Origin of the sequence: Bradyrhizobium sp. C9 (assembly GCF_002532045.1) — a bacterium.
Lineage (GTDB): Bacteria > Pseudomonadota > Alphaproteobacteria > Rhizobiales > Xanthobacteraceae > Bradyrhizobium.
Genome location: NZ_NWTG01000006.1, coordinates 329,513 through 353,949 on the forward strand (window position 1 = coordinate 329,513; position 24,437 = coordinate 353,949).

A 24,437-nucleotide genomic window follows, 5' to 3' on the forward strand; every position below is an offset into this window, starting at 1 on the left:
GCGCCCCGATCATGATCGCAGCGATCGCGGGGGCGCTGGCGCTCTCTTCCCTTGCCCTGGCGCAGCAGCCGCTGCCCAATCCCGCAGGTCCGGCTCCGGTCAGGGCACGCCCGGCCGCGGTGGCCTCGCCAAGGGCCGCGTCCTGCCACAATGGGCAGAGCTTCGATCGCTTCCTGGCCGAGCTGAAGCAGAAGGCGGTCGCCGCCGGCGTCTCGCAGCGGACGATCGCGGAGGCCGCGCCTTACCTGATTTACGACCAGGGCATCGTCAACCGCGACCGCGGCCAGCGCGTATTCGGGCAGATCTTCACCCAGTTCGCCGGCCGCATGGCCGCGAACTACCGGATGCAGCAGGGCCAGCAATACATCAAGACCTACGCGGCCGCGTTCGCGCGCGCCGAGAAGGAGTATGGCGTGCCGCCGGCGGTGATCGCCGCGTTCTGGGGACTGGAGAGCGATTTCGGCGTCCAGATGGGCAATCTGCCGACGCTGAAATCGCTGGTGTCGCTGGCCTATGATTGCCGCCGTTCGGAGATGTTCCAGGGCGAGACCATCGCGGCGCTGAAGATCATCGAGCGCGGTGACCTCTCGCCCGATGAGATGATCGGCTCATGGGCCGGCGAGCTCGGCCAGACGCAATTCCTGCCGACGCACTATTTCAACTATGCGGTCGACTATGACGGCGACGGCCATCGCAACCTGCTCGCCAGCGGCCCCGACGTGATCGGCTCGACCGCAAACTACATCGCCAACGGATTGAAGTGGCGGCGCGGCGAGCCGTGGCTGCAGGAGGTGCGCGTGCCGCCGGCCACCAACTTCCCGTGGGACCAGGCCGACCTCACCATCAAGCTGCCGCGCTCGAAATGGGCGTCGCTCGGCGTCAGCTTGACCGACGGCAAGCCGCTGCCGAACGACGAGATGCCGGCCTCGCTGCTGCTGCCGATGGGCCGGATGGGTCCGGCGTTCCTCGCCTACCCCAACTTCGCGGCCTACACCGAGTGGAACAACTCGCTGATCTACTCGACCACCGCCGGCTATCTCGCCGGCCGCATCGCGGGCGCACCGCCGATGCAGCGGCCGCATGCGCCGGTGGCGCAGCTGCCGTTCAATGAGATCAAGGAGCTGCAGTCCCTGCTGGCGCGCGCCGGCTACGACGTCGGCAAGATCGACGGCGTGCTCGGCCAGGCGAGCCGCAGTGCGGTGAAAGCGATGCAGATGAAATACGGCCTCCCGGCGGATTCCTGGCCGACCGCGGAGCTGCTGGCGCGGATGCGCGGCGGTGGCCGCACGCAGCCGGCCGCCGACGCCGCGATGCCGGGGACGCGGTAGGCGCTCGGACTCCCTCGCCCCGCTCTTGCGGGGAGAGGGCTGGGGTGAGGGGCTCTCTCCACGCGCACGACTCGCCGTGAGTCCCCCTCACCCGGATCGCATCTTACGATGCGATCCGACCTCTCCCCGCAAGCGGGGCGAGGTAAGGCCGAGAAATATTTGACCAAGTGTTACAGCCGTCCGCAGTTGTATTTTCCAACCGCGGCCCCATGTGCAGCATCGCCGTTCGGCAGATCCGGATTTCATCAGAACAAAGAGCATCCCCATGTCCTTTCATGACGCCGTCGTCCCCGCCTACTTGCAGATCCTCAACAGCCTCACCGGCGAGCTGACCAAGGCCGAAGCGCATTGCGAAGCCAAGAAGATCGCGCCCGAGGTGCTGCTGGGATCGCGGCTCTATGCCGACATGCTGCCGCTGACCAAGCAGGTGCAGCTGGTCTGCGATCACGCCGCACGCGGCTGCGCGCGGCTGACCCATAGCGAGGTGCCGTCGACGCCCGACACCGAGAAGAGCTTCGGCGAACTGAAACAGCGGCTGGCGAAGACGATCGACTACGTGAAGTCGTTCAAGCCGGAGCAGTTCGACGGCGCGGACGCCAAGGACGTCACCTTCCCGATCGGCGCCGAGCGCACCATGACCTTGAAGGGTCAGCAATTCGTCAGCGCCTTCTCGTTTCCGAACTTCTACTTCCACGCCGTCACCGCGCACGGCATCCTGCGTCACAACGGCGTCGAGATCGGCAAGCGCGATTTCCTCGGCGTGAGCTGACGTCATATTCCCCGTCGCGGGATTTTTCCGCTGCGGCGGACAAGTCGCCTCGCACGCCCAGCCATGCTACTGCTCCCTGACAACAACAAGACGTCAGGGAGCACGCCATGTCGACCCACGCACCGAAAGCCATCGATCCGTCCGCCTCGCTGCATGCGGAATCGCTCGGGCTGGCGAAGAACCACGGCCGCCTGGCCGGCCGGCGCATCATCGTGGTCGGTGCCGGACAGCGCACAACCGTTGACGAAGAGCCGCCGATCGGCAACGGCCGCGCCATGAGCGTGCTGTTCGCGCGCGAGGGCGCCTCGGTCGCCTGCCTCGACGTCAACCGGGAGGCCGCCGACAACACGGTCGCGCAGATCACGGGCGAAGGCGGCAAGGCCTTCACCGATGTAGTCGATGTCTCCGATGTCGCGGCAATCGCGCCTGCGGTCGAACGCTGCGCGCAACAGCTCGGCGGGCTCGACGGGCTGGCGCTGAATGTCGGCATTTCCTCCGGACTGTCGCTGCCCAAGATGACGGCGGAAGCCTGGGACCGCGACTACGCCGTCAATGTGCGCAGCCACATGCTGTTCGCGCAGAAGGCGCTCGAGGTGATGGCACCGGGCGGCGCGATCATCTTGATCTCCTCGATGGCGAGCCAGCGCGCCGGCGGCCGCAACCCGGCCTATGAATCCTCCAAGGCGGCGCAGATCGCGCTCGGACGGGCGATCGCGCGCGCCGGCGAGGACAAGGGCATTCGCTGCAATGTGATCGCGCCCGGCTTCATGGACACGCCGATGGGCCGCGATGCCAGCCGCAGGCGATCGGACCGCGCCGTGACAGTGCCTTTCGGCCGCCAGGGCACCGGCTGGGAGGTCGCCTATAGTGCGCTGTTCCTGATTTCGAATGAATCCTCCTATGTGAACGCGCACACGCTGTTCCTCGACGCCGGCCACATGGGCGGAATTGTGCGCGGCTAGCCTGCAAACTGGGCATATCCCGGCCATTGCGCTCGTCGCGGCAATGCACAAATCTCTCCTCATCGATCATTGTCTGGAACCGTTTCACATGAGCCAACCGACCAAACTTCTCGAGCCCTACAAGCTTGGCCCGCTGACGCTGCCGAACCGCTTCGTGATGGCGCCGCTGACGCGCAACCGCGCGGTGCCGCCCGGCATGGTGCCAAGCCCGCTCGCGGTGGACTATTACGGCCAGCGCGCCTCCGCCGGCCTACTGATCACCGAGGCGAGCCAGGTCTCGCAGCAGGGCCAGGGCTATCAGGACACGCCCGGCATCTATTCGAAGGAACAGGTCGCGGCCTGGCGCAAGGTCACCGATCGCGTGCATGAACGCGGCGGCCACATCTTCATCCAGCTCTGGCATGTCGGCCGCATCTCGCATACCTCGCTGCAGCCGAACGGCGGCGCACCGGTGGCGCCGAGCGCGATCCGCGCCAAGACCAAGACCTTCGTGAACGGCACCTTCGCCGACGTATCTGAGCCACGCGCACTCGAACTGTCGGAAATCCCCGGGATCATCGAGGACTTCAAGCGCGGCACCGCGAATGCTTTGGCGGCGGGCTTCGACGGCGTCGAGATCCATGGCGCCAACGGCTACCTGCTCGACCAGTTCGCGAGGGACAGCAGCAACAAGCGCACCGACGCCTACGGCGGCGGAATCGAGAATCGCGCCCAACTGATGCTGGAAGTCTCCAAGGCGGTCGCCAAGGAGGCCGGCGCCGAGCGTACCGGCATCCGCATCTCGCCGGTGACGCCGGCCAACGACGTCTCCGACAGCAATCCGCAACCGCTGTTCGACTACATCGTCGACCAGCTCAATGCGCTGAAGCTGACCTATATCCACGTCATCGAAGGCGCGACCGGCGGCCCGCGCGACAACGCGCCGTTCGACTACGCCTCGCTGCGCAAGCGCTTCAAGCAGGCCTATGTCGCCAACAACGGCTACGACTTCGCGCTGGCGGAGAAGGTGCTGGAAGCAGGTGCGGCCGACCTGATCGCATTCGGCAAGCCGTTCATCTCCAACCCCGATCTGGTCGAGCGGCTGAAGGCCGGCGCCCCGCTCAACGATTGGGACAAGGCGACCTTCTACGGCGGTGGCGCCAAGGGCTACACCGACTATCCGACCCTGAAGGCGACCGAAGCGGCGGAGTGACATACACCAAAGCCTGTCATGCCCCGCGAAGGCGGCAAGCCGGGCGATGACCACGGAGAAAACAGAAAAGGCCGGGATCACTCCCGGCCTCTTTCATTGCGCGCTGCATGCCGGATTCTACGCCTCGGCAGCTTCGCCGCTCTCAACCTCCTCCACGACCATGCGATCGAGGTTTCGATTGAGCCGCCGCAGCAGGTCGAGCAGGGTTGCGGTTTCGGCTGCGGTAAAACCCGCGAGTGCCTGGTCCTGATTGCGATGCAACGCCTTGCGCGCGGCCGGCAGTTTCGCCCTGGCCGCCTTGGTCAGCGTGACCTGCTGGCTGCGGCCGTCGCCCGGCATCGGCGTGCGCTGGACCAGGCCGTCGCGCTCCATCCGCGCCAATATCTGCGCCATCGACGGCTGCTCGACCTTCGCCGCGCGGGCGAGATCGCGTTGCGACATCGCCTTGCCGTCGCGCAGCAGATAGATCACCGGCAGCTGGCCGATGCTGAAGCCGTGCGGCTTCACGCGCCGCTCGCCGAGCCAGAGGAAGCTGCGCGAGGCCATATTGACCAGCGGCGCTGGACGATCGAACAGGTCCCAATCGGTCACGATCCCACCATTTACATAGGCCCCTATTTATATTAGATAGGCACCTATGTATCCTGCTGTAAGCGTGATGTCCATGAGTCCCGATCCCATTCGCATTGCCATCGTCGGCGCCGGCCCCGGCGGCCTGACGCTCGCCCGCCTGCTGCAGGTTGCCGGGATCAAGACGAGCCTGTTCGAACGCGAAAGCTCGGCAACCGAGCGGCCGCAGGGTGGCACGCTCGACCTGCACACCGAGAGCGGCCAACTGGCGCTGGCGCGCGCCGGGCTCACCGACGGCTTCCTGCGCATCGCACGTTACGAGGATCAGGGCAGCCGGCTCTACGCGAGCGATGGCCGGCTGCTGCTCGCGGATGATGACATGACCGGCGACCGTCCGGAGGTCGACCGCACGGCGCTGCGCGACCTGCTGCTGCAATCCTTGCCGCCGGATGCCGTGGCCTGGGCGCGCGGCCTGCGCGAGGTCGTCCCTCGCGATGACGGCCGTTACGATCTCCTGTTCGACGATGCGCGCGAAGGGCCGTTCGATCTCGTGATCGGCGCCGACGGCGCCTGGTCCCGGGTGCGGCCGCTGGTGTCGCGCTATCAGCCGCAATACAGCGGGCTGACCTTCGTCGAGTTCGGCATCGACGATGTCGACACGAGGCACCCTGCTCTGTCGGAGCTGGTCGGCCGCGGCAAGATGGGCGCCGAGAGCGCCGGCCGCAGCCTGATGGTCCTGCGCAACGGCAATGCCCATTTGCGCGGCTACGCGGTGTTCCGCGTGCCCGTCGAATGGGCCGAGCGGCGGTTCGACGTCACCTCCCCATCCGCGATGCGTGACGCGCTGCTCGGCGAATTCGCCGGATGGACCGATGCCCTGCTCGACCTGCTCCGCGCCAGCAGTGATCAATTCGCACTCCGGCCGATCCACGCGCTGCCCGTCGGACATCATTGGACCAACCGCGCCGGCATCACCCTGCTCGGCGATGCCGCGCATCTGATGTCGCCGTTCGGTGGTGAAGGCGTCAACGCCGCGATGCTGGATGCGGTGGAGCTGGCGGCCCATCTGGCGGGATCAAAGGATTGGCGCGAGGCCGTTCGCGCCTACGAGGCCGGGATGTTCGTGCGCGTCGCCCAGCCCGCCGGCGAGGCTGCCGAGGCCGCCGCGACCGAGCTGTCGCACATCAGCCAGGAACTGACGCTGGCGCACCACCAGGCGTACATGCAGATGCGCGCGGCCGCCGGCCACTCGGCGGCGCGCTGAGCGCTGGCCATGACCTGCGGCGCCGCATAGCATGGACTGCAACGAGCTAACCCGAAGACGGTCGCGCACGGAATGAGCAAGGACAACGCCGAGGATATCGTTCGACGCGCCACCGTCGCCTTCAATGGCGGCCGGCATGGCGAGGCGATCGAACTCTGCGAGCGCGGCCTTGCGCGCCAGCCCGGCGAGCCGATGCTGAGCCATCTGCTGGCCGCCGTGCTGTTCGCCAAAGGCGAGATCGCACCGGCCCGCAGGCATGTCGAGACCAGCCTGGCGCGGCGGCCTGACAATGCCGCGGCGCGGCTGCTCGCGGCGCGCCTCGCGCGCAGCGGCGGCGAATTCGATGCGGCGCTGGCCCATCTCGACCGCGCCATCGCCCTCAAGCCGCAGCGCGAGGCCTTCGTCGAGAAGGCACGCACACTGGAGCTGGCCGGCCGCAAGCCGCAGGCCCGCGAGGCGTGGGAGGCGATCCTCAAGGCCATCCCCGGGCATCAGGAAGCCAATGCACGACTTGGCCGGCTGGCGTGGGAGGCTGGTGACCTCGCCGCTGCGGTGAGCCTGCTCGAGCGCGCCACCGCGAGCGCGGCGCCGGCCTCGATGTGGTTCGATCTCGGCGTCGCAAGGCAGGATTTGCGCGATCGCGACGGCGCCGCACGCGCCTATCGCAAGGCGATCGAGATCAAGCCGGACTACGCCGAAGCCGCACTCAACCTCGGGATCACGCTGCAGGAGAGCGGCGAGCCCGATGCCGCGATGCAGGCGTTCGCGCGCGCCTATGCCTTGCGTCCGCAGCTGTTCGGATCGATCGCGATGGCGCTGACCTCGGCCCCGCACGGCCGGCTGTGGCTCGATGAGCGCGCGCTGCGCGCGGCGCTAGGTCATTAACCGGCCGCGCTTGGCGCGGAAATGCTTGCGGTAGACATTGGGTGCCGCCAGCACCTCGCCGACGACCTTCGAATAGGCTTCGCGATGCGCGTCGTCGAAGGCCTCGAACACCAGTTCAGGGGCCGCGCGCGGCACCGCGAAGCATTGCACGACCGGCGTTCCCTTCGGCAACACGCCGGCGAAATCCGGTTGGGTCCAGACCGCGGGGAAATTGATCCCGCCGTCGTGAAACCGGTCGGCATCGACCAGTCCCGAGATCACGCGAAACGGCAAGTCGTCGCGATTGACCGGATGCGTCGCGAACAGCGACCAGCCCGGCTCGAGCTCGATGGTCCAGAAGCTGTTGAATTTCAGCGCAGCCTGACCGTTGGCGAACGGCGCGCCGGCGAATTGCGCGACGGGATGGAAGCTGAGCGGCGCGCGCGGATGGCGCTGCGTCGCCGGCTCCGGAATGTCCCAGTCCCAGGCGAACACGCCGCGCTCGACCCTAACGTCGCAGGGCAGCGGGATCATGACCCCATGGGCCATCGCATCGACGAAGGGCGGACATTGCTTGACCGTGCGGATCTCGCGGTCGTGGATGTCGGAATGCGCCTTCGCCGGCATCGCGCGCAGCCAATCGGGCAACGCGCTGCGGGCCGGGAACGGCCGCGGCAGATGATCGGCAAGCCGCGGGTCGCAGCGAAAAATCATGCGCATGGCGAAACTCCCCGGTCATGATGCGACGACAAGGAGACGCATGATGACCTCATCGTCGCATTTGAGCACAATCCTGAACCGGTCTCCACAGCCACAGATCCAGCAAAAAAGGCCGGGATTGCTCCCGGCCTTTTGCAGTTTGCGGATGGCGTGGGCTGGTACGCCTTCTTACTTCGCTTCGGCGCGCTTTGGCGGGCTCGCCGGCCACGACTTGATCAGCGTGTCGTAGTCGATCGTTTCGCCCTTCGGCTTCTCGTTCGCGAGCTTGCGCTGCGGAGCGATGGTGCCGTCCTTCTCGGCCTTCTTGTACCAGTACTCGGCGGTTTCCTTCTTGTTCAGCTTCGGTCCGCAGGCACCCTGCACACCGGACTTCTCAAGACGCTCCATCACCGAATCCTGGGCCGCGGCGAGCGCGTCCATCGCAGCTTGCGGCGTCTTCGCACCGGACGACGCATCGCCGATGTTCTGCCACCAGAGCTGGGCGAGCTTCGGATAGTCAGGCACGTTGTTGCCGGTCGGGGTCCACTGCACGCGCGCGGGCGAGCGGTAGAACTCGATCAGGCCGCCGAGCTTCGGCGCGCGCTCGGTGAACGACTTGTCCCAGATGTCGGATTCACGGATGAAGGTGAGACCGACTTGGCTCTTCTTCAGGCTGGTCGTCTTGGAGACGATGAACTGCAGATAGAGCCAAGCCGCCTTGCGGCGGTCGACCGGGGTCGACTTCAGCAGCGTGGCCGAACCCACGTCCTGGTAGCCGAGCTTCATGCCGTCCTTCCAGTACGAGCCGTGCGGCGACGGAGCCATACGCCACTTCGGCGTACCGTCCGCGTTCATCACGGCGATCCCCGGCTTCACCATGTCGGCGGTGAAGGCGGTGTACCAGAAGATCTGCTGGGCGATGTTGCCCTGCGACGGCACCGGGCCCGACTCGGAGAAGGTCATGCCCTGCGCCTGCGGCGGAGCATACTTCTTCATCCAGTCGAGATACTTGACGATCGAATAGACCGCCGCCGGGCCGTTGACGTCGCCGCCACGCTCGACCGACGAGCCGACCGGACGGCAGCCTTCCATGCGGATGCCCCATTCATCGACCGGCAGGCCGTTCGGGAGACCCTTGTCGCCGTTGCCGGCCATCGACAGCCAAGCGTCGGTGAAACGCCAGCCCAGCGAGGGGTCCTTCTTGCCGTAGTCCATATGGCCGTAGACCTTGACGCCGTTGATCTCCTTGACGTCGTTGGTGAAGAAGTCGGCGATATCTTCATAGGCCGACCAGTTCACCGGCACGCCGAGGTCGTAGCCATACTTGGCCTTGAACTTGGCCTTGTACTCCGGGTTGGTGAACCAGTCGTAGCGGAACCAGTAGAGGTTCGCGAACTGCTGGTCGGGCAGCTGATAGAGGTGGCCGTTCGGTGCCGTCGTGAACGACTTGCCGATGAAGTCGTCGACGTCGAGCATCGGATCGGTGACGTCCTTGGCTTCGCCCTTCATCCACTCGGTGAGGTCGACGGCCTGGCCGTAGCGGAAGTGAGTGCCGATGAAGTCGGAGTCGTTGATCCAGCCGTCATAGACGTTCTTGCCGGACTGCATCTGGGTCTGGATCTTCTCGACGACGTCACCTTCCTGGATGATGTCGTGCTTGACCTTGATGCCGGTGATCTCCTCGAACGCCTTGGCGAGCGTGCGGGATTCATATTCGTGCACCGTCAGGGTCTCGGAGACGACGTTAATCTCCATGCCCTTGAAGGGGGCAGCGGCCTTGATGAACCACTGCATCTCCTTCATCTGGTCGTCCTTGGAGAGGGTCGACGGCTGGAATTCGCTGTCGATCCACTTCTTGGCGGCCGCCTCGTCGGCGCGGGCCGGCGCGACAAGAGTGACCGATGCTGCGACGAGCGCGACCGCGCTGGTCATCGTCAAAAGCTTATCTTTAGTCATTCGTAAATGTCGCATTAGATTCCTCCGGTTGCAGCGACTAAATCAGGCCCGGGTAGACCCCGGATCTGCTCTTTTTCGCGTTCTTCAGACGGTGCGAAAAATCACCACGGCTGAAAGAAGCGAAATTACCGTTCCGAGCCAAAGGCTCGAAATCTCGACGCCCTCCCCGATCGGCAGGGTGAAAATCGGATCGGTGCCGACGAGGCCGATCCACAGCAAATGGATCACCGCCGCCAGCACCAGCGAGACGAACAGGCGGTCGCCGCGCGTGGTCGGAATGCGCAGCACGCCGACCCGCTCCGCCTCGGGATAGGCGATCGCGAGCCAGGTCATCATCCCGAGCGTCGAGGCAAGCAGCACGAAGAAGACCGCGGTGGGCCAGGTCCATGCCATCCATGCGATGCTGTCCATGATCCTACTCCTTGCGCATGATCTGGTCCGAAAACCGGCTTCTACTTTTCGGGATCATGCGCCCTCCTAGACCCGGCCGAGCGCGAAGCCGCGCGCGATGTAATTGCGGACGAACCAGATCACGAGTGCTCCGGGGATGATGGTGAGGACGCCGGCCGCGGCAAGCAGGCCCCAATCCATGCCGGCGGCCGAGACCGTGCGCGTCATGATCGCGGCGATCGGCTTGGCCTGCACCGAGGTCAGCGTGCGCGCCAGCAGCAGTTCGACCCAGGAGAACATGAAGCAGAAGAACGCGGCGACGCCGATCCCGCTCGCGATCAGCGGCACCAGGATCTTGATGAAGAAGCGCGGGAACGAATAGCCGTCGAGGAACGCGGTTTCGTCGATCTCGCGCGGCACGCCGGAGACGAAGCCTTCGAGGATCCACACCGCCAGCGGTACATTGAAGATGCAGTGCGCGAGCGCAACCGCCCACGGCGTATCGAACAGGCCGATCGCCGAGTACAGGTTGAAGAACGGCAGCGCGTAGACCGCTGCCGGCGCCATGCGGTTGGACAACAGCCAGAAGAACAAATGCTTGTCGCCGAGGAAGCGGTAGCGCGAGAACGCATAGGCCGCCGGCAACGCCACCGCGATCGAGATCACGGTGTTGATGACGACGTATTCCAGCGAATTGATGTAGCCGGAATACCAGCTCTCGTCGGTGAAGATGCGCCGGTAGTGCTGCAGCGTCGGCGTGTGCGGCCACAGCGTCATCGTCGAGACGATCTCGGCGTTGGTCTTGAAGCTCATGTTGACGAGCCAGTAGATCGGCAACAGCAGGAAGATCAAGAACAGCGCCATGATCAGGCGGCGGCCCGGGATCGAGTGCATCACGCCGCTCCTTGCTTGACCGGACGCTCGGAGCCGGCATTGGTCATCACGGTGTAGAACACCCAGCACACGATCAGGATGATCAGATTGTAGACCAGCGACAGCGCTGCGGCCTTGCCGAGGTCGAACTGGCCGAGCGCGATCTTGACGAGCTCGATCGAGACGAAGGTCGTCGAGTTGCCGGGACCGCCGCCGGTGACCACGAACGGCTCAGTGTAGATCATGAAGCTATCCATGAAACGCAGCAGCACCGCGATCAGCAGCACGCGGTTCATCTTCGGCAGCTGGATCGCCTTGAACACCGCCCAGCGCGAGGCGCCGTCGATCTGCGCCGCCTGGTAATAGGCGTCGGGGATCGACTTCAGGCCGGCGTAGCAGAGCAGCGCGACGAGGCTGGTCCAATGCCAGACGTCCATCACGATGACGGTGACCCAGGCGTCGACCTCATTGGAGACGTAGTTGTAGTTGAAACCGAGATGGTTCAGCACATAGCCGAGCAGGCCGATATCGGGCCGGCCGAAGATCTGCCAGATGGTGCCGACTACGTTCCACGGAATCAGCAGCGGCAATGCGAGGATGACGAGGCAGGCCGCGACGCTCCAGCCCTCGCGCGGCATCGACAGCGCGACGACGATGCCGAGCGGCACCTCGATCGCAAGGATCACGGCGGAGAAGAACAGGTTGCGACCGAGCGAGGCCAGGAAGCGGCCGCCGAGATCGGTCGAGGGATCGAGCAGCTCCTTGAACCAGCCGACGCCGTTCCAGAAGAACTGGTTGTTGCCGAAGGTGTCCTGCATCGAATAGTTCACGACGGTCATCAGCGGCAGCACCGCCGAGAACGCCACCACCAGGAATACCGGCAGCACCAGGAACCAGGCTTTTTGGTTGATGGTCTTGTCCATCAGGCGACCCCTTCCACCAAATGGCTGTCGGCATAGACGTGGACATAGGCGGGATTGAAAACGAGACCGGCGGTATCGCCGGAGACCGAAAAGCCCGGCGGCACGCGCGCCGCGAGTTTGGTGTTGCCGACGCGGACGCGGGCGAACTGGATGCGGCCGAGATCGTCGATCCGCTCGATGGTCGCCGACAGCAACCCGGATGCGGGCGCCGCGACATCGACAAATTCAGGCCGCACGCCGATCTCGATCTTCTTGCCGGCCGGCAGCACACCATAGTTTCGATGCAGGCCGATGACATGGCCGTCGATCCGCGCCTCGTGGCCTGAGACCTCGGCGGGCACGATGTTCATGCCGGGCGAGCCGATGAAATAACCGACGAAGGTGTGCGCCGGCTTGTCGAACAGTTCGGCCGGCGTGCCGCTCTGCACCACGCGGCCGTCATGCATGACGACGACGGTATCGGCAAAAGTCAGCGCTTCGGTCTGGTCGTGGGTGACGTAGATCATCGTGAGGTCGAGCTCGCGATGCAGCGCCTTCAGCTTGGAGCGCAGCTGCCATTTCAGCTCGGGATCGATCACGGTCAGCGGCTCGTCGAACAGCACGGCGGCGACGTCGGAGCGCACCAGGCCGCGGCCGAGCGAGATCTTCTGCTTGGCGTCGGCGGTGAGCCGCGTCGCCTTGCGGTTCAGATACGGCGTGAGGTCGAGCAAATCGGCGATCTGCTTGACCCGGGCATCGACCTCGGCCTTGGCGACGCCGCGGTTCTTCAGCGGGAAGGCCAGGTTCTGGCCGACCGTCATGGTGTCGTAGATGACCGGAAACTGGAACACCTGCGCGATGTTGCGCTTCTGGGTCGACAGCGGCGTGATGTCCTGGCCGTCGAACAGGATCTTGCCGCGCGACGGCGTCACGATGCCGGAAATCAGGTTCAGCAGCGTGGTCTTGCCGCAGCCGGAGGGGCCGAGCAGCGCATAGGCGCCGCCCTGCCGCCAGGTCATCGTCACCGGCTTCAGCGCAAAGGATTCCAGCGGCGCGTCATTGCCGTTGTAGGATTGTGCGAGATCGACGAGGTCAATGCGAGCCATCGGGCATCTCCCTCACTTGCTCTTGCCGGCGGACGTGCGTGCCGCCAGCGAACGGCCATACAGTTCGCTTGCGAACGCGGTCGCGGGCGACGCGACCAGGCGGTCGGCGGCGTCGAACACAAAGATATTCTCGGGATCAAGCGCGGCCTCGAGCACCTGCCCGGGTTCATATTCGTGCACGCCGTGCAGCACCGCGACCCAGTTCGAACCATGGACATGAACGTGCACGAAGCTCTCCGAGCCGGTGATCTCGGTCACCGTCACGGTGGCAGAGAACTTGTGGCGGCCTGGTGCGACGCTCCCGACCTCGAGCTGGTGCGCACGGAAGCCGATCTTGTAGGTGCCGTCCGGCAGGTTTGCGTACAGCCCGGCCGCCGGCGCCTGCTCGCCGCCGGCATAGATCACCCGGTCGCCCTTCTTCTCGATGCCGATGATGTTGAGCGGCGGATCGGAGAACACCTGCGCGACGCGCAGCGTGTCGGGATGGCGGTAGACCTTCGGCGTCGCGCCGGTCTGCAGCGCCTGGCCTTCCCACATGCACACCGTGTCGCCGCCGAGCAGCAGCGCCTCTGACGGTTCGGTGGTGGCATAGACGAAGATCGCACCCGATGCCTCGAAGATCCGCGGCAGCTCGGCGCGCAGCTCCTCGCGCAGCTTGTAGTCGAGGTTGGCGAGCGGCTCGTCGAGCAGCACGAGGTCGGCGCCCTTGACCAGCGCGCGCGCAATCGCGGTGCGCTGCTGCTGGCCGCCGGAGAGCTGCAGCGGCGTGCGCTTCAGATAGGGCTCGAGCCGGAGCAGGCCGGCCGCTTCCGCCACCCGCTGCTCGATCTCGGCCTTCGGCTTGCCCTGCACCCGCAGCGGCGAGGCGATGTTCTCGTAGACCGTCAGCGAGGGATAGTTGATGAACTGCTGATAGACCATCGCCACCGAGCGCTGCCGCACGTCGGCGCCGGTGACGTCGTTGCCGTCGACCAGGACGCGACCGGTGGTCGGCTTGTCGAGGCCGGCGAGCAGCCGCATGATCGAGGTCTTGCCTGACAGCGTCGGCCCGAGCAGCACGCTGAGCGTGCCACGCTCCAACGTCAGCGAAACATCGCGGATGGTCGCAATGCCATCCACGGTTCGCGTGACATTCTGCAGTGTAACGCTCATGCCCGTCCTCCCGCTTCGCGGAGGGGACGTTCACCGGACACACGGTTGGCGACCATCCACTCGTCGAGCGCGGCGATTTCACCCGCCGTCATCCGCAAGCCCAGCTTGGATCGTCGCCAGACGACATCTTCCGCAGTCCGCGCCCATTCGTTCGCCATCAGGTACCGGACTTCACTCTCCGTCAAGGTGGCGCCGAAGGCGCGGCCGAGATCGTCAGCCGATGCTGCATTGCCCAAGACCTTGCTGGCGCGCGTGCCATAGGCGTGCGCGAGACGATTGGCGTGAGACTGCGCGAGGAACGGATAGTTGCGAACCAACTCGGCGCTCAGCGCCGCGACTGCGGAGACATCCATCTCGCCACCGGGCAGCGGCGCCTTGCCGGTCCAACCCTCCTGCGCTTTCGCGCCGCGCAGATAGGGCGACAGCCGCTCCAGCGCCTCTTCGGAGAGGCGGCGATAGGTGGTGATCTTGCCGCCATAGATCGACAGTAGCGGCGCACCGCCGGGCGTATCGAGCTCGAACACGTAGTCGCGGGTCGCGGCCTTGGCTTCGCTCGCGCCGTCGTCATAGAGCGGACGCACGCCGGAGTAATTCCAGACCACGTCCTCGGGCTTCACCGGCTTGGCAAGGTATTCGCTGGCGGAGGCGCAGAGATACTCGATCTCCTCACGCGTCGCCTTCACCTTGGCCGGATCGCCGTCATAGTCGCGATCGGTGGTGCCGATCAGTGAGAAATCGTTCTGGTAGGGAATGACGAAGATGATGCGGCCGTCGGCATTCTGGAAGATGTAGGCGCGGTCGTGGTCGTAGAGTTTCGGCACCACGATGTGCGAGCCCTGCACCAGCCGCACCTTGGCCCGCGCATTGACGCCGGCGCCGGTCGCCAGCACCTGCTCGACCCAGGGACCGCCGGCATTGACCAGCACGCGCGCCTTGATCGTCTCACGCGAACCGCTCGTCGTGTCTTCGACCGTGACGTGCCAGACGCCATCGATCTGCCTGATCTCGACCGCGCGGGTGCGGGTACGAATCTCGGCGCCGCGATCGGCGGCATCGCGCGCAGTCAGCGCCACCAGCCGCGCGTCGTCGACGAAGCAGTCGGAATATTCGAAGCCCTTGGTGTAACGCCCGGGGATCAGCGGCTTGCCGACCACGTCGCGGGTCAAATCGAGCGAGCGCGTCGCGGGCAGCAGGTGCCGGCCACCGATATGATCGTAGAGGAAGAGGCCGAGCCGCAGCAGCCAGGCCGGGCGCAGGCCCGCATGGTGCGGCAAAACGAAACGCAGCGGGCGAATGATATGCGGCGCGATCTGCCAGAGGATCTCGCGCTCGATCAGCGCCTCGCGCACCAAACGAAACTCGTAATACTCAAGATAGCGCAGACCGCCATGCACGAGCTTGGTCGACCAGGACGACGTCCCGCTGGCCAAATCATTCATTTCACAGAGGAAAACAGAATTGCCCCGGCCGGCAGCATCGCGCGCGATGCCGCAGCCATTAACGCCGCCTCCGATGATGGCGAGGTCGTAAATTCGGTCCAAAGAACGCTTCCCCCGGCAACCGTTTTCGCTTTGACGGTTTTACTTTCGGATTGGAGTAGATCACAACCGAAAACGAAAGCAAAGTGAAAACGGGGAACTTTTGCTGGGGATTTTTTGAGCGAGGTGACCGCGGCAGGGGCAGCCCCTCGCTCCGAGCATCCGGTAGCAGAGCCGTCACCCCCGCGCAGCGGCTTCGCCGCTGGCGCTGGAGGTGCGAGCGAAGCGAGCCTCGAAGGGCGCACGGCCCCGCCGTTGGCCGTCGACCCTTCGAGACGCGCTACGCGCTCCTCAGGGTGACGGGTCTAACAGTGAACGCTTTGATCAGAGAGTCCGGAATTACGCGCTGCGCAGCGTCGCGGGTGCGGCGTCGGCGCCGTTGTCGTCGATATCGGCCTGCGGCTTGTCCATCGCGACGACCACCTCGATGCCGCGGCTGTGGCAGATGTTGGCGAGGCCCGCAGGAAGCGGCGAATCGGTGACGAAGGTCTGGATCTGACTCATATGCGCAATCCGCACCGGCGCGCTGCGGCGGAGCTTGGTCGCATCCGACACCAGCATCACGTTTCGCGCGTTGGCGATGATCGCCTGCGCCACCTGCACCTCGCGATAGTCGAAGTCGAGGAGCGCGCCCTCCTCGTCGATCGCGGATGCGCCGATGATCGCGTAATCGACCTTGAACTGGCCGATCAGCTGTGTCGCGGTCGAGCCGACCACGGCGCCGTCGGCGCGGCGCACCGTGCCACCGGCCACCACCACCTCGATGCGCGGATGGCGGTACAGCAGCATCGCGACGTTGAGGTTGTTGGTGATGACCAGCAAGTCCTCATGCGAGGTCAGCGCGCTCGCGACCTCTTCCGTCGTGGTGCCGATATTGATGAACAGCGAGCAGCCGTTCGGAATCCGCGCGGCCGCGGCGGCGCCGATCGCCTTCTTCTCCTCGGCGGCGACGAAGCGGCGCGCCTCATAGGCGAGGTTCTCGACGCCCGAGGCGATGATCGCGCCGCCATGGATGCGGGTCAGCGAGCGCTCGTCGCAGAGATCGTTGAGGTCCTTGCGGATGGTCTGCGCCGACACCTCGAATCGCTTGGCAAGGTCCTCGACCATGACCCGGCCGAATGCGCGTGCGATGTTGAGGATTTCAGTCTGGCGGTGGGAGAGTCCGGCCACGGCGGCCCCCTTTAGCGGCGAATAGCCCCATGGTGCGACCGTTCGGCACCGAGGTCAACGAGCAAGCATCGCCGGGGTTAAGAACTGCGTTGCAGCATGTCGAGGCGGCGCATTCCGGCACAGTGCCTCACCACGCCGTCTCCTCACCAAGACATGGCCGACGCAATCAGGCGAATCAATTCCGGATCATCGAATGCCGCCGCGCTGGCGACCGCGCCGGCCGCGAGCAGATCGGCATGACCGAGCCCGGTTCGCATCCCGATCGTCGCGATGCCCGCCGCCGTCGCGGACTGGATGCCGGAGCGCGAATCCTCGAACGCCAGCGAAGCCGAAGCCTGCGCGCCTGCGAGCCGCAGCCCCTCGAGATACGGCAATGGATGCGGCTTGCCGTGCGCCAGTTCATCGCCGATCACGACGGCCTTGAAACGGTGCGCGATGCCCATCCCCGAGAGCAGTAATTCGGCGTTCGGGCGCGGCGCGTTGGTCACCGCCACCATCGGCACGCCGGCGCGATCGGCCGCCTCGAGCAGCGCCATCAATCCCGGCACCGGCACGATCTGGCCAGAGACCAATTCGCGGAAGATCCGCTCCTTCTCGCCAAGGATGCTGGCGCGGCGGTCGGCCGGTTCGTGGGCGAGGAAACGCTCACCAATCGACGCGTTGGAGAAGCCTTGCAACTCCTTGCCGAAGCGCGCGTGATCGAAGCTGTGTCCATGAGGGCCGAGCACCTGGTTGAACGCCGCCAGATGCAGCGGATCGGTGTCGGCAAGCGTGCCGTCGATATCGAACAGCAGCGCTTTGTTTTGTGCCTGCGACGCCCGGCCTTGTGTCTGCGACATCCGAAAAACGTTTCCGTGAGTTCGGATGCATCAATACAGACTCTCGCGGCGTGCGCAAATGGCGCGCCACCTGGCTCCAAATCAGGAGGCGAGCTGCAAATCTTGCCCAGTGACAAGCCGTCGCGCCGCGCGCTCGGCCTCGCGTGCATTGCGGAAAATCTGGCCTTCGAGGGCGTGGAAGCGGTGCGAGGCTGCAAAAAACGCGTAACCACCGCTATCGCGCACCACGATACCCGCGGTCTGTGAACTCACTTCGATGACGTAGCAGTCAGACATAGTCGGCCTCGGTTTGATTCCGGCCCGACAACGGTGTCACTGCCTGTTTGTTCCTCGATTTATTTGCGACGCAAAGCGCAGCTTTTGCGATCAAGCCGCGCTGCGGTCTCAGTTTCGACGCGTTTTCCCTCGCGCCGAATCAGCGGCGTTTCTCGAATAAGAGACATCAGGTCGAAATCGTCGCACCATCGCGCTGGATCGGTTGCGGATGGCCCTGCTCGTCGATCGAGACGTAAGTGAAATTGCCGTCGGTGACCAGAATCGATTGCTGCTCGCGGCGACGCAGCACCCAGGCTTCGAGATGCACCGTGATCGAGGTGCGGCCGACGCGCACGAGATTGGCGTGCACCGACACGAGATCGCCGACATAGACCGCCTTGCGGAAGTTCATCGCCTCGATTGCGACCGTCACGGTGCGGGACTTCGCGAGCTTGGAGGCGAACACGCCGCCGCCGACATCCATCTGGCTGAGCAGCCAGCCACCGAAGATGTCGCCATTAGCATTGGTGTCGGCCGGCATCGCCAGCGTGCGGATGCAGAGATCGCCCTGCGGTTCGTTGCCGCTGATCGGCGGCGCGTGAACATGGGTTTCGGGCGCTTGGGTATCGGTCACTTGAAGGTCTCCCAGCCTGCGTCGGGTGCGAAACGATCGCCCAATTTCTGCGTCAATGCGCGCAGCGCGGATACGACACTGTCGACGCCGCGGGTGCGTGCGTAGTTGAGTGGGCCGCCGCGGAACGGGGCATAGCCGGTGCCGAAGATCATCGCGCCGTCGACCATATCGGCGTCGTCGACGATGCCTTCACGCAAGGCGGCGACGCAGACATTGGAGATCGGCAGCACCAGGCGGTCGATCATCTCGTCGCTGACTTTCGGTCCGGTCTCTGGCAGCGGCGCCTTCTCCGCCTTGCCGTCCTTCCAGGTGTAGAAGCCCTTGCCGGTCTTGCGGCCGAGCTCGCCCTTGGCGACCTTCTCGCGCAGCCAGGCCGGCGTCGGTGGCAAGGTGTCGCCGAACTTCGAGCGCAACATGTCGCCGACATCGAGGCAGATATCGAGGCCGACCTGGTCGGCAAGCTCGATTGGGCCGATCGGCATGCCGAACTCGACGGCGGCCGCGTCGATCAGGCGCTGGTCGGTCTTCTCGTCCAGCATCATCATCGCTTCCAGCATGTAGGGCGTCAGCGCGCGGTTGACGAGGAAGCCCGGCGAGCTCTTCACCGGCAGCGGCAGGCGATCGATGGCGCCGACAAAGGCGAGCGCTTCCTTGAGCATCGCAGCGTCGGTGCCGTCATGGCTGACGACCTCGACGAGTTGCAGCCGCGACACCGGATTGAAGAAGTGCAAGCCGAGCAGCCGCTCCGGCCGTGCCAGCGTGGTGCGCAGATCCTGCAACGGAATGCTCGACGTGTTGGTGGCGAGGATCGCGCCCTGCTTCATCTTCGGCTCGAGGCCGGCATAGACCTTCTGCTTCAGCTCGAGCTTTTCCGGCACCGCCTCGATGATCAGATCGGCGTTGCGGACCCCCTCGCCGTCCATGTCGGGGATCAGCCGGTCGAGCGCGTCGCGCTGGTCGATCTTCTTGCGCATGATCTTGCCGAACAGATCCGCAGCGCGCTTCATCGCGCCCGCGATCGGCTCGGCCTTCATGTCGGCGAGCGTGACGCGCATGTCCTGATTGGCGCACCAGGCCGCGATGTCGCCGCCCATCGCGCCGGCACCGATGACATGCACGTGCTGCACCTTGTTGCCGGGGCCTGCCGCCTTCTTCATCTGCTCGCGCAGGAAGAACACGCGAATCAGATTCTGCGCAGTCGGCGTCACCATCAGATTGGCGAACGAAGCCTTCTCCGCATTCAGCATCGCCGCGCGATTGCCGGCGTGCTTCTCCCAGAGATCGATCAGCGCATAGGGCGCCGTATAATGCTTGTGCGGCGCCGCCTTCTCCGCCTCGCTGCGCATCCGCGAGGCAAGCAAGCCCCGGACCGGACCCAGATTGAGCAGCGAGTTGAGCACGCCGGGCTTGGCGCGCTTCAGCCGGCCGAACACCGCGTCCTTCACCGCGTTGCGGACGTGGCGCTCCTGGGTGACGGCGTCGACCAGGCCGAGCGACTTCGCGCGCCGCGCGTCGACCGTCTTGCCGGTCAGCATCAAGGTCATCGCCTGCATCGGGTTGACCAGCTCGGTGAAGCGCACGGTGCCGCCGAGGCCGGGATGCAGGCCGAGCATCACCTCGGGAAAGCCGAACCTGGCATCGTCGATCGCGATGCGCATCTGGCAGGCCAGCGCGACCTCGAGGCCGCCGCCGAGACAGAAACCGTGGATCACGGCGACCGAGGGCACGCGCAGCGCCTCGAGCCGGTCGATCACCGCATGGGCGCGGCCGATCTCGGTCTCGACCGTGCGCGGATCGCTGACACCGCGAAATTCATTGACGTCGGCGCCGGCGATGAAGCCGCTTGTCTTGGCCGAGCGCACCACGAGGCCGGTGGGCCGCTGGTTCTCCAGCGCCGCGACAATGGCATCGAGCTCCTCGAGCAGATCGGCAGACAGCGTGTTGGCGCTGGTGCCGGCGCGGTCGAACAGCAGCCAGGCAATGCCGTCTTCGTCACGCGTCAGCTTGAAATTCCTGTACGGGCTGTCGGCGGCCGGCTTCGGCCCGAGCTCGAGCACGCGGTCGGCGAGAACGTCCATGATCCGTGAATCCATGATCACACCGTCTCTATCAACATCGCGCCGCCCTGCCCGCCACCGATGCATTCGGTGGCGACACCGCGCCTTGTGCCGAGCCGCTTCATCGCATTGACCAGATGCAGCACGATGCGGTTGCCGCTGGTGCCGACGGGATGGCCGAGGCTGATCGCGCCGCCGTCGACATTCAACTTGGCGCGGTCGATCTCGCCGGCCGCGCCATCAAGTCCCAAAATCTCGCGGCAGAATTTGTCGTCGTTCCAGGCGGCAAGGCAACCCAGCACCTGGGTGGCAAAGGCCTCGTTCAGCTCCCAGGTCTCGACCTCCTGCAAGGTCAGCCCGTTGCGCTTGAGCAGCGCGCTCGCCGACAGCACCGGACCGAGGCCCATGATCGAGGGATCGAGCGCCGACCACTGGCTGTCGAGGATGACGGCCTTCGGCGTCAGCCCGTGCTTTGCCACGGCGTTTTCGGACGCGAGGATCACCCAGGAGGCGCCGTCGGTGATCTGCGAGGAATTGCCGGCGGTGACCTGGCCCCACGGGCGCTCGAACACCGGCTTCAGCTTGGCCAGGGTCTCGGCTGTCGAGTCCGGGCGGACGCCGTCGTCGTGGTCGTAGAACTTGCCGTCGCGGGAGAACGCGGTCTCGACCTCACCCTTGAGGAAACCCTGCTTCTGCGCGTTGGCCAGCCGCTGATGGCTCTCGGCGGCGTAAGCATCGGATTGCGCGCGGGTGATGCCGAAGAGATGGCCGACCTTCTCGGCGGTCTGCCCCATGTTGAGTTCGGTGATGGGATCGGTCAGCCCGCGCTCCAGCCCGATGATCGGCTTGAAGTAGCTCGGCCTCACCTTCAGCGCCGCGGCGATCTTGGGCCCTAAGCCTTTGGCGCCGGCAAAGCCGGCGAACCAGCGCACGCCGGAATTGGGCCACACCAGCGGCGCGTGGCTCAGCGCTTCGGCGCCGCCGGCGAGGATCAGATCGGAGATGCCCTCGCGGATGTAACGATAGCCGGTATCGATCGACTGCATGCCGGAGCCGCAATTGATCTGCACCGTGAAGGCGACCATCTGCTCGCCCATCCCGAGCCGGAGCGCTGCAACCCGGGCCGGGTTCATCTCGTCGGCGATCACGTTGACGCAGCCGAGGATGACCTGGTCGAAAGCGGTGGGCGCGAACGGCTGCCGCGCCAGCAGCGGCCGGCCGCATTGCACGGCGAGATCGACCGGGGTGAACGGGCCGGGACCGGAGCGCGCCTTCAGGAACGGCGTCCGGCTGCCGTCGACGATAAAGACTGGTCGCGCCATCAGCTCGCCGCCCTCTGCTCACCCAGCTCCTGGAAGAACTGATGCACGTCGGCGGTTTTCTTGTAAATCGGGGACAGCGCCTCGGGCGCAAAATCATCGACCTCGATGACCTTGGCCACGGCCTCATGGGCGGCGGCGAGCTTCTCGCCGTCGGCCTCGGTGAGGACGCCTTTCTTGACCGCATCCTTCCAGTCATGCAGCCGCGCCGCGCGCAACTGCTTGGCGGCGTCCTCGGCCGCGATGACAAGGCGGAAGGCCTTTTCCAGCCGCGCGATGCCGCCGTCATCCTCGACAAAGGCGAGATCCGGCGTGAGGCGGTCGCGTGCCGCCGACGGCGACAGCACGAGTTGCGCACAGAGATGCACGACGCGGTCCGACGGACCCGTGACGCGCGCGCCGAACGGCTGGATCAGGAATTTCAGCATCCATGCCACCGGTCGGTTCGGCAGATTGGCGAGGATTTCCGCAAAGCGGTTCTCGATGGTCTTGAAGCCGGATGCCATGCACCATTCGAGCGCGGGAAGATCCTCCTTCTGCCGGCCCTCGTCCTGCCAGCGTTTCAGCGCGGCAGACAGCAAGTAGAGCTCGGACAGGATGTCGCCGAACCGCGCCGAGAGCATCTCCTTGCGCTTCAGCGCGCCGCCGAGCGTGAGCAGCGCCATGTCGGCGCACAGCGCGAACGCCGACGAATAGCGCGAGAGCTGGCGATAGAACTCCGTTGCGTCGCCGGCGTCCGGCGCCGGTGCGAACAGGCCGAAGGTCCAGCTGCGGCCCCAGGCGCGGAACATGGTCGCAAAGCTGTGGCCGACATGCTTCCAGAATGCGGTGTCGAACGCGGTGAGGCCCTTGTCGCGATCGGTCTCGCTGAGCGCGTTCATCTCCTGCAACAGATAAGGATGCGCGCGGATCGCGCCCTGCCCGAACACGATCAGATTGCGGGTCAGGATGTTGGCGCCCTCGACCGTGATGCCGACCGGCACCGAGCGGTAGAGCCCGCCGAGATAGTTCTGCGGCCCGTCGATCACGGCCTTGCCGCCGTGGATGTCCATGGCGTCGTCGATCGCGATCCGCATCCGCTCGGTGGCGTGCAGCTTCATGATCCCGGAGATGACGGCGGGATGATGCCCCTCGTTCAGCGCAGCGCAGGTCAACCGCCGCGCGGCGTCGAGCAGATAGGCGGTGCCGGCGATCCGCGCCAGCGGCTCCTCGATGCCCTCGAACTTGGAAATGGAAATGCCGAACTGTTCGCGAATGCGGGCATAGGCGCCGGTGGTGCGCGCGGCGTAGGCGGCACCGGCGGCCGACAGCGACGGCAGCGAGATGCCGCGGCCGGCGGCGAGCGCGGTCATGAGCATCTTCCAGCCCTGCCCCAAGCGCTCCTGGCCGCCGATGATGTAGTCGAGCGGGATGAAGACGTCCTTGCCCCAGTTCGGGCCGTTCTGGAACACCTGCATCGCCGGCAGATGGCGATGGCCGATCGAGACGCCGGGCAGATGGGTCGGGATCAGCGCAACCGTGATGCCGAGTTCTTGCTCGCTCCCGACCAGGTGATCGGGATCATAGGCCTTGAAGGCGAGGCCGAGCAGCGTCGCCACTGGCCCCAGCGTGATGTAGCGCTTGTGCCAGTTGAGCTTGAGCCCGATCACCTCGCGGCCTTCGAAATTGCCCTTGCAGATGATGCCGGTGTCGATCATCGAGGCGGCATCGGAGCCGGCCTCCGGGCTGGTCAGGCCGAAGCAGGGAATGTCCTGGCCCGCGGCGAGGCGCGGCAGCCATCTGTCCTGCTGCTCTTTGGTGCCGAAGCGCATCAGGAGTTCGCCCGGCCCGAGCGAGTTCGGCACCATCACGGTGACGGCCGCGGTGAGCGAGCGCGAGGAGATCTTGCGCACCACTTCGGAATGCGCATAAGGCGAGAAGCCGAGCCCGCCGAATTCCCGGGGGATGATCATGCCGAAGAATTTCTTGGCCTTGATGAAGCTCCACACCTCGGGCGGCAGATCGCGCCATTCCCAGTTGATCTTCCACTCGTCGAGCATCGCGCAGAGCTCGTCGACCGGACCGTGCAGGAAGGCGTTCTCCTCGTCGGTCAATCTGGCCGGCGAGAACGCCAGCAATTTCGACCAGTCGGGATTGCCGGTGAACAGATCGGCGTCCCACCAGACGTCGCCGGCCTCCAGCGCCTCGCGCTCGGTGTCCGACATGGTCGGCAGCACGCCACGCGCCCAGGAAAAGATCGGCTTGGAAAGGTAATCGCGGCGGAAGCTCATGGTGGGGTCCTCATGGATCGGCGCAGCGGTGGCATGATCCTAGCGGAAAGTGCCGGTCACGGGTGAACACTTCGCCCTGCAAATAAAGCGAAATTGACGCGGCCAAGCCGCCGTTTGTTAACGGCAGGCCGCGCGTTCAGTTCCGAAAGCTGAGCCGCGACAATCAGGTAGCCGAAGGTGGTAGCACCGCGAAAGCAGGATGAACCGTGCTGGTCTTGCGGCAGGCTCCCCACCTCTCCCGCTTGCGGGGGAGGTCGCCGCGCATCAGCGCGGCGGGTGGGGGGTCTCACCACGATACGACTCGCGGAGATACCCCCACCCCAACCCT

General features: G+C 65.5%; 22 protein-coding genes. 6 read left to right on the forward strand and 16 right to left on the reverse strand.

The genetic code is table 11. The annotated features are described in order from the left end of the window. Nucleotides 1-11: 11 nt before the first annotated feature. The 4 genes from CO675_RS16465 to CO675_RS16480 all read left to right on the forward strand — a co-directional run bounded on the left by CO675_RS16465 (nt 12) and on the right by CO675_RS16480 (nt 4,251). Complete coding sequence (locus tag CO675_RS16465) at nt 12-1,328, forward strand: lytic murein transglycosylase (RefSeq protein ID WP_097672930.1); 1,317 nt, start codon at nt 12-14, stop codon at nt 1,326-1,328. Between the two features lie 265 nt (nt 1,329-1,593). Beyond that, nucleotides 1,594-2,097, forward strand: coding sequence for a DUF1993 domain-containing protein (locus CO675_RS16470; protein ID WP_097672931.1), 504 nt, complete (start codon nt 1,594-1,596; stop codon nt 2,095-2,097). 107 nt (nt 2,098-2,204) lie between these two features. Next, nucleotides 2,205-3,059 carry an SDR family NAD(P)-dependent oxidoreductase gene (locus CO675_RS16475; RefSeq protein ID WP_097672932.1) on the forward strand — a complete coding sequence of 285 codons (855 nt, stop codon included), beginning with the start codon at nt 2,205-2,207 and terminating at the stop codon, nt 3,057-3,059. Nucleotides 3,060-3,147: 88 nt separating this feature from the next. Beyond that, nucleotides 3,148-4,251, forward strand: a complete 1,104-nt coding sequence (locus CO675_RS16480) for an alkene reductase (RefSeq protein WP_097672933.1) — start codon at nt 3,148-3,150, stop codon at nt 4,249-4,251. Between the two features lie 117 nt (nt 4,252-4,368). Here the strand turns inward: CO675_RS16480 and CO675_RS16485 are convergent, their stop codons facing one another. After that, nucleotides 4,369-4,842, reverse strand: a complete 474-nt coding sequence (locus CO675_RS16485) for a MarR family winged helix-turn-helix transcriptional regulator (RefSeq protein ID WP_097672934.1) — start codon at nt 4,840-4,842, stop codon at nt 4,369-4,371. 73 nt (nt 4,843-4,915) lie between these two features. Between CO675_RS16485 and CO675_RS16490 the strand changes: the two genes are divergently transcribed. Both CO675_RS16490 and CO675_RS16495 read left to right on the forward strand, forming a co-directional pair. Next, nucleotides 4,916-6,085: an FAD-dependent oxidoreductase gene (locus tag CO675_RS16490; RefSeq protein ID WP_097673012.1), complete on the forward strand. Its 1,170-nt coding sequence runs from the start codon at nt 4,916-4,918 to the stop codon at nt 6,083-6,085. A gap of 72 nt (nt 6,086-6,157) precedes the next feature. Then, nucleotides 6,158-6,970, forward strand: coding sequence for a tetratricopeptide repeat protein (locus CO675_RS16495; RefSeq protein WP_097672935.1), 813 nt, complete (start codon nt 6,158-6,160; stop codon nt 6,968-6,970). Here the strand turns inward: CO675_RS16495 and CO675_RS16500 are convergent. The 15 genes from CO675_RS16500 to CO675_RS16570 form a co-directional block, all read right to left on the reverse strand. Next, nucleotides 6,959-7,669 carry a hypothetical protein gene (locus tag CO675_RS16500; protein WP_097672936.1) on the reverse strand — a complete coding sequence of 237 codons (711 nt, stop codon included), beginning with the start codon at nt 7,667-7,669 and terminating at the stop codon, nt 6,959-6,961. The genes CO675_RS16495 and CO675_RS16500 overlap by 12 nt on opposite strands. A gap of 168 nt (nt 7,670-7,837) precedes the next feature. Continuing rightward, nucleotides 7,838-9,580: an ABC transporter substrate-binding protein gene (locus CO675_RS16505; protein WP_173643029.1), complete on the reverse strand. Its 1,743-nt coding sequence runs from the start codon at nt 9,578-9,580 to the stop codon at nt 7,838-7,840. Between the two features lie 108 nt (nt 9,581-9,688). Next, complete coding sequence (locus CO675_RS16510; protein ID WP_097672938.1) at nt 9,689-10,015, reverse strand: DUF2160 domain-containing protein; 327 nt, start codon at nt 10,013-10,015, stop codon at nt 9,689-9,691. 66 nt (nt 10,016-10,081) lie between these two features. Next, nucleotides 10,082-10,888, reverse strand: a complete 807-nt coding sequence (locus tag CO675_RS16515) for a carbohydrate ABC transporter permease (RefSeq protein WP_021075985.1) — start codon at nt 10,886-10,888, stop codon at nt 10,082-10,084. Further along, on the reverse strand, nt 10,888-11,790 hold the full coding sequence (locus CO675_RS16520; RefSeq protein ID WP_097672939.1) for a carbohydrate ABC transporter permease: 903 nt from the start codon (nt 11,788-11,790) through the stop codon (nt 10,888-10,890). The genes CO675_RS16515 and CO675_RS16520 overlap by 1 nt, the downstream gene beginning before the upstream one ends. Continuing rightward, on the reverse strand, nt 11,790-12,875 hold the full coding sequence (locus tag CO675_RS16525) for an ABC transporter ATP-binding protein (RefSeq protein WP_097672940.1): 1,086 nt from the start codon (nt 12,873-12,875) through the stop codon (nt 11,790-11,792). Before CO675_RS16525 ends, CO675_RS16520 begins: the two co-directional genes overlap by 1 nt. Nucleotides 12,876-12,887: 12 nt before the next feature. After that, nucleotides 12,888-14,027 carry an ABC transporter ATP-binding protein gene (locus tag CO675_RS16530; protein ID WP_097672941.1) on the reverse strand — a complete coding sequence of 380 codons (1,140 nt, stop codon included), beginning with the start codon at nt 14,025-14,027 and terminating at the stop codon, nt 12,888-12,890. After that, nucleotides 14,024-15,568 (reverse strand): glycerol-3-phosphate dehydrogenase, encoded by a 1,545-nt coding sequence (glpD, locus tag CO675_RS16535; RefSeq protein ID WP_097672942.1) that lies wholly within the window; start codon nt 15,566-15,568, stop codon nt 14,024-14,026. The genes CO675_RS16530 and glpD overlap by 4 nt, the downstream gene beginning before the upstream one ends. 336 nt (nt 15,569-15,904) lie before the next feature. Then, nucleotides 15,905-16,735, reverse strand: coding sequence for a DeoR/GlpR family DNA-binding transcription regulator (locus CO675_RS16540; protein WP_092124510.1), 831 nt, complete (start codon nt 16,733-16,735; stop codon nt 15,905-15,907). Between the two features lie 143 nt (nt 16,736-16,878). Continuing rightward, complete coding sequence (locus CO675_RS16545; protein ID WP_097672943.1) at nt 16,879-17,574, reverse strand: HAD family hydrolase; 696 nt, start codon at nt 17,572-17,574, stop codon at nt 16,879-16,881. Nucleotides 17,575-17,655: 81 nt separating this feature from the next. Further along, nucleotides 17,656-17,850, reverse strand: a complete 195-nt coding sequence (locus tag CO675_RS16550) for a hypothetical protein (protein WP_097672944.1) — start codon at nt 17,848-17,850, stop codon at nt 17,656-17,658. A gap of 166 nt (nt 17,851-18,016) precedes the next feature. Further along, nucleotides 18,017-18,370, reverse strand: coding sequence for an acyl-CoA thioesterase (locus CO675_RS16555; RefSeq protein ID WP_097673013.1), 354 nt, complete (start codon nt 18,368-18,370; stop codon nt 18,017-18,019). Between the two features lie 89 nt (nt 18,371-18,459). Next, the gene (locus CO675_RS16560) at nt 18,460-20,556 is read right to left on the reverse strand and encodes a 3-hydroxyacyl-CoA dehydrogenase NAD-binding domain-containing protein (protein ID WP_198964622.1); all 2,097 of its coding nucleotides are present in this window, start codon (nt 20,554-20,556) and stop codon (nt 18,460-18,462) included. A gap of 2 nt (nt 20,557-20,558) precedes the next feature. Then, nucleotides 20,559-21,842 (reverse strand): acetyl-CoA C-acetyltransferase, encoded by a 1,284-nt coding sequence (locus CO675_RS16565; RefSeq protein WP_097672946.1) that lies wholly within the window; start codon nt 21,840-21,842, stop codon nt 20,559-20,561. Further along, nucleotides 21,842-24,109: an acyl-CoA dehydrogenase gene (locus CO675_RS16570; RefSeq protein WP_097672947.1), complete on the reverse strand. Its 2,268-nt coding sequence runs from the start codon at nt 24,107-24,109 to the stop codon at nt 21,842-21,844. Before CO675_RS16570 ends, CO675_RS16565 begins: the two co-directional genes overlap by 1 nt. Nucleotides 24,110-24,437 lie beyond the last annotated feature (328 nt).

What these genes read in the sequence shown, in the direction of transcription:
- CO675_RS16465 (WP_097672930.1), top strand. Translation starts at nt 12, where the DNA reads ATGATCGCAGCGATCGCGGGGGCGCTGGCGCTCTCTTCCCTTGCCCTG.
- CO675_RS16515 (WP_021075985.1), bottom strand. Translation starts at nt 10,888, where the DNA reads ATGCACTCGATCCCGGGCCGCCGCCTGATCATGGCGCTGTTCTTGATC.
- CO675_RS16495 (WP_097672935.1), top strand. Translation starts at nt 6,158, where the DNA reads ATGAGCAAGGACAACGCCGAGGATATCGTTCGACGCGCCACCGTCGCC.
- CO675_RS16525 (WP_097672940.1), bottom strand. Translation starts at nt 12,875, where the DNA reads ATGGCTCGCATTGACCTCGTCGATCTCGCACAATCCTACAACGGCAAT.
- CO675_RS16510 (WP_097672938.1), bottom strand. Translation starts at nt 10,015, where the DNA reads ATGGACAGCATCGCATGGATGGCATGGACCTGGCCCACCGCGGTCTTC.
- CO675_RS16480 (WP_097672933.1), top strand. Translation starts at nt 3,148, where the DNA reads ATGAGCCAACCGACCAAACTTCTCGAGCCCTACAAGCTTGGCCCGCTG.
- CO675_RS16470 (WP_097672931.1), top strand. Translation starts at nt 1,594, where the DNA reads ATGTCCTTTCATGACGCCGTCGTCCCCGCCTACTTGCAGATCCTCAAC.
- CO675_RS16570 (WP_097672947.1), bottom strand. Translation starts at nt 24,109, where the DNA reads ATGAGCTTCCGCCGCGATTACCTTTCCAAGCCGATCTTTTCCTGGGCG.
- CO675_RS16545 (WP_097672943.1), bottom strand. Translation starts at nt 17,574, where the DNA reads ATGTCGCAGACACAAGGCCGGGCGTCGCAGGCACAAAACAAAGCGCTG.
- CO675_RS16500 (WP_097672936.1), bottom strand. Translation starts at nt 7,669, where the DNA reads ATGCGCATGATTTTTCGCTGCGACCCGCGGCTTGCCGATCATCTGCCG.
- CO675_RS16475 (WP_097672932.1), top strand. Translation starts at nt 2,205, where the DNA reads ATGTCGACCCACGCACCGAAAGCCATCGATCCGTCCGCCTCGCTGCAT.
- CO675_RS16565 (WP_097672946.1), bottom strand. Translation starts at nt 21,842, where the DNA reads ATGGCGCGACCAGTCTTTATCGTCGACGGCAGCCGGACGCCGTTCCTG.
- CO675_RS16550 (WP_097672944.1), bottom strand. Translation starts at nt 17,850, where the DNA reads ATGTCTGACTGCTACGTCATCGAAGTGAGTTCACAGACCGCGGGTATC.
- CO675_RS16490 (WP_097673012.1), top strand. Translation starts at nt 4,916, where the DNA reads ATGAGTCCCGATCCCATTCGCATTGCCATCGTCGGCGCCGGCCCCGGC.
- CO675_RS16560 (WP_198964622.1), bottom strand. Translation starts at nt 20,556, where the DNA reads ATGGATTCACGGATCATGGACGTTCTCGCCGACCGCGTGCTCGAGCTC.
- CO675_RS16520 (WP_097672939.1), bottom strand. Translation starts at nt 11,790, where the DNA reads ATGGACAAGACCATCAACCAAAAAGCCTGGTTCCTGGTGCTGCCGGTA.
- CO675_RS16555 (WP_097673013.1), bottom strand. Translation starts at nt 18,370, where the DNA reads ATGCCGGCCGACACCAATGCTAATGGCGACATCTTCGGTGGCTGGCTG.
- CO675_RS16505 (WP_173643029.1), bottom strand. Translation starts at nt 9,580, where the DNA reads ATGACCAGCGCGGTCGCGCTCGTCGCAGCATCGGTCACTCTTGTCGCG.
- CO675_RS16530 (WP_097672941.1), bottom strand. Translation starts at nt 14,027, where the DNA reads ATGAGCGTTACACTGCAGAATGTCACGCGAACCGTGGATGGCATTGCG.